This is a genomic window from Photobacterium angustum (assembly GCF_003026365.1).
Taxonomy (GTDB): domain Bacteria; phylum Pseudomonadota; class Gammaproteobacteria; order Enterobacterales; family Vibrionaceae; genus Photobacterium; species Photobacterium angustum.
In genome coordinates this window covers 128,315-142,664 of record NZ_PYOM01000012.1, presented here as the reverse complement: position 1 = coordinate 142,664, position 14,350 = coordinate 128,315, and the positions used below count along the sequence as shown (strand labels likewise).

The 14,350-nt window shown below is 35.9% G+C and carries 10 protein-coding genes; 4 read left to right on the top strand and 6 right to left on the bottom strand.

What is annotated here, in order from left to right:
* Positions 1-56 precede the first annotated feature (56 nt).
* The 6 genes from CTN01_RS13850 to CTN01_RS13825 all read right to left on the bottom strand — a co-directional run bounded on the left by CTN01_RS13850 (position 57) and on the right by CTN01_RS13825 (position 9,088).
* The gene (locus tag CTN01_RS13850; protein WP_045148908.1) at positions 57-980 is read right to left on the bottom strand and encodes a DUF4434 domain-containing protein; all 924 of its coding nucleotides are present in this window, start codon (positions 978-980) and stop codon (positions 57-59) included.
* Positions 902-3,919 (bottom strand): NfrA family protein, encoded by a 3,018-nt coding sequence (locus CTN01_RS13845; RefSeq protein WP_170096466.1) that lies wholly within the window; start codon positions 3,917-3,919, stop codon positions 902-904. The genes CTN01_RS13850 and CTN01_RS13845 overlap by 79 nt, the downstream gene beginning before the upstream one ends.
* On the bottom strand, positions 3,919-6,114 hold the full coding sequence (locus CTN01_RS13840; RefSeq protein ID WP_045148904.1) for a glycosyl transferase family protein: 2,196 nt from the start codon (positions 6,112-6,114) through the stop codon (positions 3,919-3,921). The genes CTN01_RS13845 and CTN01_RS13840 overlap by 1 nt, the downstream gene beginning before the upstream one ends.
* Before the next feature lie 2 nt (positions 6,115-6,116).
* Positions 6,117-7,178, bottom strand: coding sequence for a non-hydrolyzing UDP-N-acetylglucosamine 2-epimerase (gene wecB, locus CTN01_RS13835; protein WP_045148902.1), 1,062 nt, complete (start codon positions 7,176-7,178; stop codon positions 6,117-6,119).
* A gap of 427 nt (positions 7,179-7,605) precedes the next feature.
* Positions 7,606-8,388: a C40 family peptidase gene (locus tag CTN01_RS13830; protein WP_045148901.1), complete on the bottom strand. Its 783-nt coding sequence runs from the start codon at positions 8,386-8,388 to the stop codon at positions 7,606-7,608.
* A 394-nt stretch (positions 8,389-8,782) separates the two neighbouring features.
* Positions 8,783-9,088: a DUF6482 family protein gene (locus CTN01_RS13825; protein WP_045082067.1), complete on the bottom strand. Its 306-nt coding sequence runs from the start codon at positions 9,086-9,088 to the stop codon at positions 8,783-8,785.
* 133 nt (positions 9,089-9,221) lie between these two features.
* On the opposite strand from CTN01_RS13825, the gene CTN01_RS13820 reads away from it, so the two are divergent.
* The 4 genes from CTN01_RS13820 (at position 9,222) to CTN01_RS13805 (ending at position 14,346) form a co-directional block, all read left to right on the top strand.
* Positions 9,222-10,697, top strand: a complete 1,476-nt coding sequence (locus tag CTN01_RS13820; protein WP_045148899.1) for an FAD-binding domain-containing protein — start codon at positions 9,222-9,224, stop codon at positions 10,695-10,697.
* 143 nt (positions 10,698-10,840) lie between these two features.
* Entirely contained in the window at positions 10,841-11,734 is an 894-nt protein-coding gene (locus CTN01_RS13815; RefSeq protein WP_244156036.1) for a fructose bisphosphate aldolase, read from the top strand.
* 465 nt (positions 11,735-12,199) lie between these two features.
* Positions 12,200-13,342 carry a cyclopropane fatty acyl phospholipid synthase gene (gene cfa / locus CTN01_RS13810; protein WP_045082064.1) on the top strand — a complete coding sequence of 381 codons (1,143 nt, stop codon included), beginning with the start codon at positions 12,200-12,202 and terminating at the stop codon, positions 13,340-13,342.
* A gap of 62 nt (positions 13,343-13,404) precedes the next feature.
* Positions 13,405-14,346: a patatin-like phospholipase family protein gene (locus CTN01_RS13805; protein ID WP_045082063.1), complete on the top strand. Its 942-nt coding sequence runs from the start codon at positions 13,405-13,407 to the stop codon at positions 14,344-14,346.
* The last annotated feature ends 4 nt before the right edge of the window (positions 14,347-14,350 follow it).

The window sequence follows — 14,350 nt, the reverse complement described above, 5'->3', positions numbered from 1 at the left end:
CTACTTTTCAAGCAGTTACATTTTATTTGAGGCTTTACTGTTGTAAATGGATGAACTTACTTTTCGCCAACCAATTTTAATGGGTTGGAATTGCTCGGTAAGTAACGTAACGAAAACATGGTGTTTGGATGGCATGTTTCTTCATTCAAAATGCTGTCGAATTTTTCTTTACTCACACGATCGGCTTTGAAACTTTTAGCCGCTTTATCTTGCACGAAGATTTCGCGGATAATGCCTACATTACAGCCTAAGTCATCTAAGTAAGCATGGCGTTCATCTGTCGATAATGCTTGTGTTCCCGCACCATCTTGTACGTAGACAATTAAACCTAAGTTGGTAAGTTGATCTGTCCATTGTTTTATCTGGCTTTGAGGTAATTGGCCTGATAAGTAAAGACTGATCATTAATGGTTCGTCATACAGTTTTATTTGCTGCTTTAGGATTTGTGCCAGTTGCTCTCTTTGTTCTGGTGTTTTGAAATCGTAATCTGATAACTCTAACGGCAAATATAAACCTTGCACTTTGCTTGAGTGTATTCTTAACCAAGTTTTCCACTGCACGTATGATTTATGCAGTTTGTTAAAGTACTCTGTTAAATACACTTTTTGCTCAGTAGCATTGGTATGTATCTCACGGAAATAATTAGGATCGGAATATAATCCGACCCATAGTTTTATATTGTCATCTTGCAACGCTTCCATACGCTGCGCTAACCAGCCGTGAGACTCTCCCAAGGCTTCATTACCATATTGCGTCCATTGAATGACGACATTTTTTATACCTATACCACTGATTTCTTTACCAAAATCTTTCCATTGTTGTAGTGATATACCACGATCTTGATTAAGCGGTTGATAGAAAATACTAAGATCTTGACCATCTGCTTTTTGCTCACAGCTGGTTAAAAAGATAAGGAAAAACGCAGTAAGACAGCATCGCCTGATTTGTTTCCCTGTGAACTTTGTAATGTATGTTGCCATTCAAGACCTACTTCTGAATCTACGTCTAACCCATTGTATTTGGTGTAATGTGAATTCCAGTTCCAACTTGCTCCTCCACCAGCCACAGTAGATGTGTTGTCACTGTCGTCGGCCCATTGTATAAATGTATATGGCGTAAGTCTTTGTTGGTAATCATTTTTCATCTTGTATGTTTGACCAATTTCGTAACGACCAAACAAAATATAGTCATTTATATTATCTAGGTATAATAGTCCATCAGCATAAACGCTCTGATATAACCAATGATTTAGATCAGGCTTCCATGCTTTTGACCATTTATCGTTTGAAAGTACGTTTGAACTAACACGTACATAAGGCCGTAATTTATGGTCATCACCTATCACTCGTTGGCGAACACCGGCTTTTAAATAAGTATCATGGCTTGCTATAGGTTGGACTTGATACGATAAATCCAAGTCTGTGGTATTGCCTGATGATGCATTAGCAAATCCCCCATTACTTAATGCTGCGATAGAGACTGCGCTGCGTGGTAGCCACGGATGTTCAAAATAGTATTTAGCATCACTGTATAAGAAGTAGTTACCCGTACTACTAGATACCCCTGGCATTGATTGTTGTTGATCTGTCCCAATCCAACCCGCAACATTATATTTCCAGCCTAAATTGATGTTTTTATGTGATCTTTGTAAGTAATTAATCAATTTCTTGTCTGGTGCTGGGCTAGTTAGTTCCTGATCAATAGCTGCTTTATAGAGCTGTGATGAAAGTTCTGTATCACCGTTTTTATTTGCGATATCAGCATATTGTGCAGTCATATTGACATCTTTTTTATATTTCAGATGTTGATATGCATTAGCAAACGCCTGCTGTGCTAATTCTGGGTCTTTTTGATAAGTTTGGTAGCCTAATAGCGCACTCGCGTTACCTGTTTTGTCGCTTTCAAACAATTTTTTTGCTAATTCGGTATCGTTATTTTCTGCTATGTATTCAGCAAAATCTTTGGTTAATTCCGATGACTGCGTGTGATCAACCCCTTGCTCGATACGTGATAGTACAGCGGCTTTATCATCCATTTTTTCTGCAATATCGATGCCTAGTTGCCACCACTGTTCATTCTGTTTTTCAAAGTTTGATTCTAACCAGTCCTGATTTGCACGCTTTGTTTGCCCTACTTCATTCATCGTTTCTATATATAAATAACGTGAGTATGGTGGTAGGTTTTTAAGATCTGACGTATTACGTACTACCTTATGCCAGTATGTTTCACTCAACTTATAAGCTTTTGCCTTAGCGAACCATTGCGCTAAAACTAATGCTTGTTGAACTGTCGGAGAGCTTTTTATTGTAGCCTGATACTGTTTAGCAGCTTTCAGTGGATCACTATTAACCTCACAATATGCGATCGCTTGGTTTAAGTAGTCATTATTTGTTACCAAGCCATCAACCATCTTACATTGATGCTGTAACTGCCAAACTTGAGGTGACAATGTCACTTTATTTCTGTTTACATCCGCAATGATTTGCGGGGTAAACAATGTAATATTACGTTGAGCAATATCTAGAATGTTATTAACGATTTTACGATCGGCCAGTAGCTTTTGTTTATTTGTTTGTAAGCCGTATTTAATCATTGATGCTGCGAGTTTATCCCCATTTGAAGATTGTAATGCATTAAACACCGCATGAACTAAATCAGAGTTATGCTGATCATTTTTGTAAATATGAAAAGATACTCTGGCTGATTGACTGTATTGTTTTACTTTTGAATAAGCATACGCAAGCTCTCTGCCAAATGACTCACGATGGTCGTTATCTTTTAATAAATTGATTATCTTCGACCATGCTCGTTGGTTCTTGTAGTGTGTTAATAACACGACTGTTTTCAATTTTTCAGCACTATTCTTCTTAAAGTCAATTTGTTCAATTTGGCTATATAAACCCAATTTATCAGCAAGTTTTATCCACATTGTTGAGTCTATCTGTGGGTCACATTGCTTCAATATTATTTTAGCCTGTGTGGTATTATCTTCAGATATACCATTCATAGTTTGCTTCAAACAAGGAGTCATTTCGGCAAATTCATTAATGACTTGTTCGTCTAATGAATTTAAGTAATCTCGTTGTTTAATTAACTCACCAGAAAGCTCATTATTGTCATGTAAACGATTTAGTTCTTTTCGTGCTTTTTTATATTGGTATGTCGCCAATAAATGTTCAATATATTGGTTGTAAAACTCTTGCTGATCACTAAGTGAAATAAGTTTAGACGCATAAGTCAGCGCCTTTATCTCATTACCATTCATTAACGTGGTAAGAGCTAGATATTTTAAATCCGTCTGATTACTCGAGTGTGATTGATAAATTGAATCAAGTATTGGTTGTGCTTCAACATACTTTTTGTCTGAATATAAATGATAAGCTTCATAGCGAAGCGTTATTAACGACTTATATCTATCTGGCTTATTATATGACCATTGTAGTGCTTTGGTTGAGCCATATTGTTTATCTAAGTTGTATAGGTTATTAGCAAACAAACTCTGCATTTGTGTTGTTGTTAGCGTATCAGCAATTTTTTTCAACTGCTCCTGCGTGTAAAACTTGCCATTTTTTGCGTTATTCAACCATATATTGAGAACGTCATTGCCCCTCTCACTCTTTGGTATTTTGGTTAAATATTTTAATTGCGTTTCAATCGGCTTACCGGCACTTACTGCTAATTGATAAGCAAATTTTAAAAAAGGAACATGGTTAGGAACAATAATTAGTGCGTGATCAACTTCTGCCAATGCTGCATTGTATTGTTTGTTTTTTTGTTCCTGATACGCCTTATCAATATACGGATAAGTGCGAAAATGCTCTGAATCTGTAAGATGCGCAAAAATGTTAGCTGTTGCATGTACATTGACACTCATAAATGCACAAGCCATAGCGATTGATGTTCTTTTGAAGTTATTCATTAGTACTGTTTGCATTCATTAATAAGGTGATTAACATTCATTTGCTGTGAAGCTTGAAGCTCCAATGCTTTGTCTATGGCTTCTTTTGACACGTAATGGTGCTTAATTAAAAATGCACCAAAACTTTGCTCATGTTCTTTTTCATAAGCAAGGATTGCCTGATTCAGCACCGCTGACTCTATTTGTCTACTCATTAACAAGCACTGACCTAGTTGACTCTGTGTAGCAAAGTACTGATCTATCAAGGTGTTGTAAGCCTCTTGGGTAAGACTTTTCTTACCAACGGTTTCTTCAATCACTTTATGAGGGTTAATCTCTTTTTGTTCTAAATACCAGTAGCGTAAACCTAATGTCACGGCACCATTAGTCGTAATCACTGATTTTACGGGGCACTTTAATCGTCTTTCTATCGTTGCTAACGCTACAGGGCTTAATGACATTTCTTTACCTAGCACGAGCATCTCACCATCTTTTCGTAGTGGCAGTACCGAGTACTTCAATGCCAGTTTTTTAGGTAACAATTCAATAAGTGCAGGATCTAAATCAAAAGGATCACAGTGTTCAAATTCAGATTCAAATTGTTCAGCAATTGCTTTACTTAAATCATCATTACTCACAATACCTTGCTCAACTAAGTAAGAGCCGAGTAAGCGGTCTTTTGGCATACTGATTAATACACTATTAAGCATTTCTTCCGATATTTTCTTGTTTTCTTTTAAGATCTCTCCAATCGGCTTTTTTCGTACTTCATCTTGAATGCTTGGAAAATCGTGGGTGGTTTTATCCCACGCAACACGCCTTGCATCACCTTGTTGAATGACTTGTCGAATTGCACGAACGTTAGCAGCAAAGTTAATAACAGTGCCCCAACATAAACGTAGTAGTGATAGCACGCCCTCTAAATATCCATAGTATTGACTTACAAAGAAAAAACGTTGGAATAAGCGGTTGATAAACAATAAGGTATTAATCACTAAAAGAATGTGAGTGGTCCTATCGTTAGCGATTATAGATAAAAAATGGTAGCCATCTTTCACAAGGTAGGAATAAATTGTTAGTCCCACTAATTGTAAAAAGATAAGCATAGATAGAAAGCCTATCGTATTGTTAATAAAGCCTCTTCTATCACGCCATAAAAAGTAATTTAACTTCCAATCGCTAGTCCATTTTGTGTTTTTAAAACCTTGGAAAACGATACCAATAATCCACCGACTTTTTTGACGGACTGCTGTACTAAATGTTGTAGGGAAATACTCACGCACACAGACCACGTTACCGTCATGCAGTGATACCCCAAAAGAGTCTTCTTTAAGTGTTGATTGGTCTTTATCAATAATAGGGAAACGTACAAAGATTTCGTTCATTCCCCATTGCTTCAGCCGTAAACCAATATCGTAGTCTTCCGTTAATGATTGAACATCAAACGGTAAACCATCACCTGCGACTAATAGTTTTAAAATCGCTTTACGGCTAAAACAAGTGCCGACACCAGCACTGGGTACTTGTCCTGCTATTGCTTCTCGGACAACAACATCTTTACCATGTAATTCAGCGAATTCATCAGCATAATGACCAGGTGTCATTTGATACCATTTACGGGTATAAGGATAAACAGGTAACTGAATCAGGTCTTTTTCAGGTAATAAGTAGTTGTAAAGACGCAATTCCATTGGTGAAACAATGTCTTCTGAATCATGGAGAATAAAACCTGAAAATTCGATTTTTGCTTTTTTCTCAAACTCTATAATTGATGAAATAATGTTGTTTAAACAATCTGCTTTACTGGTTGGCCCCGGGCGAGCACACACCACTTTATGTACGTTAGGAAAACGTGCACAAACACGATCAACATCAGCTTGGGTTTCAGGATCGTTAGGATAAGTACCAACAAAAATTTGATAATTTTCATAATCTAAGCGAGATGCTGCCAGCTCTGCCATTTTATCGATTACGCCAAACTCTTGCCATGCTGGTACCATGATCGCTAATGGCTGCTCTTCTTTTTGATAAAGATCATCAACATTTTTACGTGAGTATCTTTTATAAACGGTGCCCTTTCGCCAAAAATGGCGTATCCAATAGTAGAGATCGATGAACAAGTCATCGATACCACAAATACATAAAATCACCATGGTCACGAACAGAACAACGCGTAAGCCATATAAGTAATAGAGAAAATAATCGAACATATCCATGATTAGAACTCGTGCACTCGCTTACAAATAAGGGCTGATGCATCGCCTTTACCGTATGGGTTTAGACAATCTTCAGATTTCCCTTGAAACAACAGTGTCAACGCTGCATCGACAATACGATTACTATCATCCGCACCCGCTAATATAGATAATCCTAAATTTAGAGCTTCTGGGCGCTCTGTCGTTTCTCGTAAAATAACAACTGGCGTTCCATAAGTCGGCGCTTCTTCTTGGATACCACCAGAGTCTGTCATAGTCATTACAGATGAAGCGAGAGTCTGCTGCAAGGCCAAATAGTCTAGCGGCTCGACAATTGATAGGTTTTCAACATCACTTAAATTATCTATCACAGCTTGTTTAACCGTTGGATTTGGATGAACCGCCAAAACAAAGCGTAATTCAGGCTTTAATTTAATAAGTTTCTTAATTGCTTCGCTAATTGTAGGAATAGAAAGCCAATTTTCACGACGATGAGCAGTAACAAGCACTGTATTAGTCGCTTCAAGGTTAATGATACCTTTGTCTAATAATAATTTTTGCGCATCAATTGCTGTATTACCTGTCACTATTACAGATTCAGGTTTTACACCTTCTGCAAGTAATGCTTCCTTTGCCATTTCTGTTGGAGAAAAATGCAAATTTGCAATACGAGCGACTAAGGTTCGGTTTGATTCTTCTGGAAAAGGATGATGTAAGTTCCCAGAACGTAAACCAGCTTCAACATGCCCAATACAGGGTATTTGAGCATAAAACGCAGCCATAGCACCGGCTAATGTAGAGCTTGTATCACCATGAACGAGTACACAGTCGTATTTGTTCTTTTGTAATACCGATTGAATATTTACCATTAAACCAGAGACTAAATCCGTTAATGTATTTCCTTCTGGGCGTTGAAAGAAATAATCTGGTTTGATGTCAAAAACTCGAAAAGTTTGCTCTGCAAGCGTGTCATGTTGCCCTGTATGGCACCATTCAACCCACTTATTTTGTTTTTTAAATTCAGCATATACTGGTGCCATTTTTATTATTTCGGGTCTAGTCCCTGTAATAATAAGTGTTTTCATAGATATTTACTCAAGCTATTTATAACTTAAAATTTATATTTATTTTTTATATTAAAAATTAAATATTAATATAAAATTCCCCGACAATATCTAATAGCTATTAACTATGATTGTTAATAGCTATGAATGAATATGTGTAAAAAATAAATAAAATTAATGCATTTTTAGGTTAATCTGAAAAAGCCTATAATTCGATTAGAATTTACTCTAGTAAAACGATATATTCAATTCTAAATACGAAAAATAATACACCGTTTAAAATATCAGTTAAAAAATATATTAATGTTCCCCATCCCAACTCATTAATTACAAGCACTTAAACTGAAAAAGAGCGACTTAACGCTCTCTCATTTAGATTAAACAATGATTTACTACTAATTTATATATCAATTTTGAATATATAATCACATCCATGTGAGTTGATCTTTTAGGAGGGATGGTATTGATCAACTAATCGACGTATTTGCCATAAACGTTTACGCCAATATGGATGATTAATATTGGATATAGCAACACCACGTGAACTTGTCGCATTCACAAAACGTCCGTGGTCTAAGTAGATTCCAACATGATGATGCCAACCACCAGTTTTAAAGAAGACGAGATCACCATAATGAAGGTTTTCTTTTCTAACTTTATAACCCAGTTTTACTTGTTGTAAGGTGGTTCTTGGTAAATGTACATGGTAAACCTCAGCAAACACTCGACGAACAAATGCAGAGCAATCAATACCATGATGTGTGTTACCACCATAGAGATACGGTGTATGTGCCCAATGTGAATAGGCATGCCAAATCTTGGATCGCCATTTTTGAGGAAGCCTCAAATTCCTGACATCAGACCAAAATGATTTGTGATGTACGTAATGCCCTTTCAAGGTGTAGTAATCGACAGGGATTTTGTGTTTCTTTGCACTAGCATGATGGCTTGAGTGACTAAGACGATGCGAATAATGCGATTTATGAGTCACATGATGCGTTTCATGTTTCTCACTGTGCTTCGCTGTTTTGCTATTTTTATGTTCAATGTTGTGACTGTTATGGTGAGTTACAACATGGTGATATGTATTTGAATTATGTTTTTTATTAAGTCGAATATAATTTTCAGAATGCGTGTGTGCAGATGCTGTGATCGGTAATGCTATTAAGGACAATAGTAACGTCTTTTTTAATTTAGCTTTTAATAAGTTTTTAAGGCGATATGAAGACATGAGTGATGCCGCTATGTTTTATCGTCTACTAATATAATCGCTTATTATTGCAATTTAATAAGCAAGATATTGCTTTTTTCGATAGTTAGTATTATGACTTTTATTCTATAGAGAATAGACAGTTCTAAAAATAGATATTAGATAATACTAACTTTTTATTTTTGAAACATTACCCATTAGTCATCAATATGAATAGAACATACTGATTATTTAGCAAAAACTCGTATTTATTTACAGCAAAACGCTTTTATCCATCACATCCCAATTCACGCCATGAATAGATCTGTTTGTAATTCAGTATATTGATTACCGTTTTATTTTAATTGTTGATAATAATTTAAAATAATAAGAAAAATACGTCATTTCTTATTCCCTATAATGACCATTAGCGTATTTAATAAAGCTTATTATTGCTTAGTGGGACTTCTAACGTATTGTCTTGTTTGCCATCTGGCATACCTATCATTTCATCGTAAGCACTTTGCTGCCTAAGCACCCAGCTTTTTACTTTTAATTTTCTACATAGTTTTTGTATTTCTAAAACAGAAATCGCTCTGATGTAATCACCTTTTTCATTCGTTATGTAATGTTCTTGACCATCTATAACCACTGATGCTTGATACAGTGATAGGTCTAACGAGTGAACAACCAATTTATCGATATAGAAGAATTTTTCTAGTTTACTTAGTGGCATTGTCATCATATGTCTCCCCTTTTAGTTTTAACATTAATCGTAATGACTGATGCTGTTTGTTTACGTGCCAAGTGAGAAAAAGGATTAATTACTTCGTAATGCTAAAGGTTGTTTTAATCATAGAAGAACGTTTAGATTGATGAAAAAAATAAATGTGGTGTGGCTTAAGCGCGATTTACGCCTTACCGATCATCAAGCGCTTTCAGTAGCTGCAAATAGCGACTATCCGGTAATGCTTATTTATATTATGGAGCCAATGTTACTCAGTGATCCTCATTACAGTGAGCGACATTGGCGATTTATCTGGCAATCCTTGGAAGATATGAATCATCAGCTTGCTTGTGTAAATAGCCAAGTCTTTATCTTTCACGGTAATGCTGTTGAATGTTTAGATAATTTAATGCACCACTACCCTATTAATGCTTTGTTTTCACATCAAGAAATTGGATTAGGTTGTACCTTTGAGCGTGATCTTAATATTAAAGCATGGTGTGATAAGCAACAGGTTCAATGGCACGAATTTCAGCAAGTTGCTGTTATAAGAGGTGCAAAAAACCGAACGAATTGGGATAAGCATTGGAATCTTGTTATGCGAGCGCCTGTGTTTTCGGTTAATTTAGATAAGGTTAAATGGGTTAGTACTTATCCCGAACAATTGGCTGATATGCTTTTTTCTCCGCCAGAGTCATGGCGTGAGCGTGTACAGGGAATGCAAACCGGAGGCAGTACGTTAGCATTACAAACACTTGATGATTTCTTTAGCCGACGCGGTAAAGAATATTACCGTTCCATTTCCAGCCCAACAGCATCTCGTACTGCTTGTAGCCGACTTTCTCCCTATTTAGCTTGGGGCAATATTTCGTTAAGACAGGTTTATCAACAAGTTCTCGCCCACTGGAATGTAAAAGGCTTTCGTCGAAGTTTAATCGCTTTTTCATCTAGGCTGCATTGGCATTGCCACTTTATTCAAAAGTTTGAATCAGAGCCTGATATAGAATTTTTTTGTATGAATCGCACTTATGATCGCTTACTGGCTGAGAGTTGCTCGAAAGATAAGATGAAACTTAACGCATGGAAAGAAGGCAATACTGGGATACCTCTTATAGATGCTTGCATGCGATGTTTGTATCACACCGGTTATATCAATTTCAGAATGCGTTCAATGCTTGTTAGCTTTCTTACCCATCACTTAAATATTGATTGGCGTGACGGTGTAACTCATCTAGCCCAATTGTTTCTGGATTTCGAACCCGGTATTCATTACAGCCAATTCCAAATGCAAGCTGGAGTCACTGGTATTAATACTATTCGTATTTATAATCCGACTAAGCAAGCACAGGAACATGATCCTGATGGTAAGTTTATCCATAAATGGGTACCTGAATTAGCAAATATCCCTGTTCCTTTGTTATTTGAGCCTTGGACTCTTACAGAGTTAGAAGTTGTGATGTACCAACTAGATAGCAACAGCTGTTATCTCTATCCTATTATTGATCTCGAACGCAGTGCCAAAAAAGCTAGAGAACGTTTGTGGGGATGGAGAACTCGTAAAGATGTTAAATCAGAGGTAAATGCCATTCTTAATCGGCATGTAAGGACTAAAAACACGAATTGACCGTTTTTGGTTTTTTATTGTCAAACATTATTAATTCAGCAATAAAATTATTCGTTATAGTTTGTAACAAGTTAGAAAGATAATAAATCTGTAGAAACGCTGAAGCATGTGGCATTGAATCACAAGTAGCCCCAGGGGGAATTATGATGACATTTTCAAAACAACTAGAAAAAATGCGTACTCAAGATGGTTTCATTGCAGCACTTGACCAAAGTGGCGGCAGTACACCTAAAGCATTAAAAGCTTATGGCATTAATGAATCCGACTACAATAATGACGAACAAATGTATGATCTTGTTCATGCCATGCGCTCTCGTATTATTACAAGCCCAGTCTTCACTAGTGAGCGTATCATCGGTGCTATCTTATTTGAAAATACGCTAGACCGTGAAATTGAAGGTAAACCAACTTCACAATATTTATGGGAAGAAAAAGGTGTTGTTCCTTTTTTAAAAGTCGATAAAGGCTTAGAAGATAAAGCTAATGGCGTGCAATTAATGAAACCAATGCCTGAGCTAGATCAACTCTTAGCTAAAGCAAAAGCGAAAGATGTATTCGGCACTAAAATGCGCTCTGTGATTTGGGAAGCCAATGAACAAGGTATTAGAGATGTTGTTGCACAGCAAATTCTATTTGCTCAACAAATTATCAATGCTGGTTTAGTACCTATTATTGAACCTGAAGTGAGCATTGATAGCCCAGAAAAAGCACAGGCTGAAATTATATTAAATCGTGAGTTAATGTCTCAATTAGACAATTTACACCCTAGCCATTACGTTATGCTAAAACTCACTCTTCCAGAGCAGCCTAATTTATATGCAGATACAATCTCACACCCTAATGTGATTAGAGTAGTTGCTTTATCAGGTGGTTTCCCACTTATGAAAGCGTGTGAAAAGTTATCTGAAAACGACGGTATTATTGCAAGTTTCTCTCGTGTACTTACCGATGATTTATATGCAGATCAACCTCAAAATGAGTTTGATGCTGCTTTGGCAGAGACAATCGAACCTATTTATCAAGCTTCCCGCACCTAAGTTTGTAAATAAATAACTTAGCTGCTCATGGCTAAGTTATGTTGGAATTAATTACTGCCACGGCGATCAACATGTTTGATCGCCGTTTTTTTTGATCTTTGTTAATCACTTTCTAGTTCTAATTTATGAAAAAATAGATTCTAACTTCTTTACCTGTTTATTTTATTCTCTTTTAACTCCACACCATCAAAGAAAAATCATTCCGGCCTTATGACCGAAATTAGATTTTTTGTGTCTTTAACTCTAAATACAGAAAAAAATATCTACGATATAATACTTCTAACTTAAGAACGATTCGTATTTTAATGTATGTCGGTTTAATTCTTTATAATGTTTAGTAAAACTTAATATCACTTTCATCTATTTTAAATTTTATAAAAATATATGTTTGATACTATTCCTACGAATTAATGACATGCATTAATAAAAATCATTAGATATTATCAATAATAATCAGGGTCTGTTATGCCTAATAAAGAACTTTTTTCTAATCTTTTAAATCAAGCTGACATTAAAATTAATGGTGACCGTCCGTGGGATATTATCGTTAACGACGATAAGCTTTTCGATAATATTTTATCTCAAGGAACTATTGCCTTTGGTGAAGGGTATATGGATCACCTATGGGATTGTCAGAGAATTGATATTCTAGTAAGTAAACTATTACGTGCAAATATTGAAGAAAAACTTTCAGGCACGGATAAATTTAAAATCGCGGCTAAAATTGGCGTATCTAAAATAAAGAATTTGATTAACCATCAATCTCTATCTCGTGTAAAAGAAGATGTGCCTTTCCATTATGATATTGGTAACGATTTATATACTAATATGCTCGATGATCGTATGGCTTATACTTGTGCATATTGGAAAGGTGCAAAAAATTTAAACGAAGCCCAAGAAAATAAAATGGAATTAATTTGTCGCAAACTGGATTTAAAACCAGGGATGCGCTTATTAGATATTGGTTGTGGTTGGTCTAGCTTCATGAACTATGCTGCTGAAAAATACGGTGTTATTTGTGATGGCTTAACGTTATCGCAAGAGCAAATGAAACTAGGTCAAAAAATTGCAGATAATAAAGGACTACCGGTAAGAATTATTTTAGAAGATTACCGTGAATATCAGCCAGTTCAACAATATGATCGCATTGTTTCTATTGGTATGATTGAGCACGTTGGCCCTGAAAATTATAACGAGTTTTTTGATTGTGCTAATAAATTCTTAAAAGATGATGGTATTTTCCTTTTACATACTATTGGTAGCCCAGTATCAGTGACTCAAACTGACCCGTGGATTAATAAATATATTTTCCCTAATGGCGTTGTTCCATCTATCGCACAATTAAGTAGTGCGCTTGAAGGAAAAATGAATATTGAAGATGTTCATAATTTCGGTCCAGATTATGATCTTACATTAATGGCATGGTGTGAAAACTTTGAACGTAACTGGCATAAAATATCTGATCAATATAACGAACGTTTCTATCGTATGTGGCGTTATTATTTATTAAGTTGTGCAGGTGCATTTAGAAGCCGTGATTTAAACCTATTACAATTTTCACTAACAAAAAATGGTTGTGAATTACCTTTACATGTTCGTGCTGCGTAAACAATTACCGATAATTTATAGGGGTAAATTATCGGTATTTTATAACTTAGATGGATTTTACTATGACTGGAAAACATATCTCATATTGTCGTAATAATTTTGAAGCTCTTTGTGCTACCAAAACAAATATTTCAGATATCGCTCTCGTTACTGAAGGTGGAGGCCAACGAGGTATTTTTACGGCAGGTGTTTTAGATGCGTTTCTTGAACATGAGTTTAATCCATTTTCGTTATTAATTGGTACTTCTGCCGGTTCATTAAACCTAGCCTCATATATTTGTGAACAAAAAAAACATGCTTATCGTGTGATTACAGAAATCACTACTAAGAAGAAGTTTTTTAGCTATACCAAATTGTTTTCAAACCGAGGCGGTATGGATTTGGATTGGTTATTAGAACAAACCCAAACCACATTAAAATTAGACTGGGAAACCGGTCGCCGTAATATGCAAAATAAAACGGTTCTTGCGAGTGCTTCAGGTATTGATCACCACCAAGCGGGATTTTTTGATTTAAATTCTGACTGTTGGGATCAGCGACTAAAAGCCTCTTGTGCAATTCCTGTTTTAAACCGCCAGCCTATTTATACTGATGATCATTATTGGGTTGATGGTGGTTTAAATGCACCAATTCCTGCTAAAGAAGCCTATAACCGTGGGTTTAAAAATATTGTTGTTATTCGCACTAACCCTATTGGTCTTAACGCGAATCATGAATGGTTACATAAAGTAAAAGCGGGCTTATCAAAAACCAAAGCAGCAACATTAATTGATATGCTGTTATTACACGAGAAAAGCTACAGCGAAAGTGAACACTTTATCAGTAACCCTCCAGATGATGTGAATATTTATGAAATTTTCCCGCACAAATCGTTGAAATCAAAGCTTATTGGTAGTGATCTTACATCATTAAATCACGATTATGAGCATGGTAAACATATGGGAATGTATTTCGTTAAAACCATGATGTCTTATTGCCAGTGTTCAGACTGTAAAATTGCGTAACTGA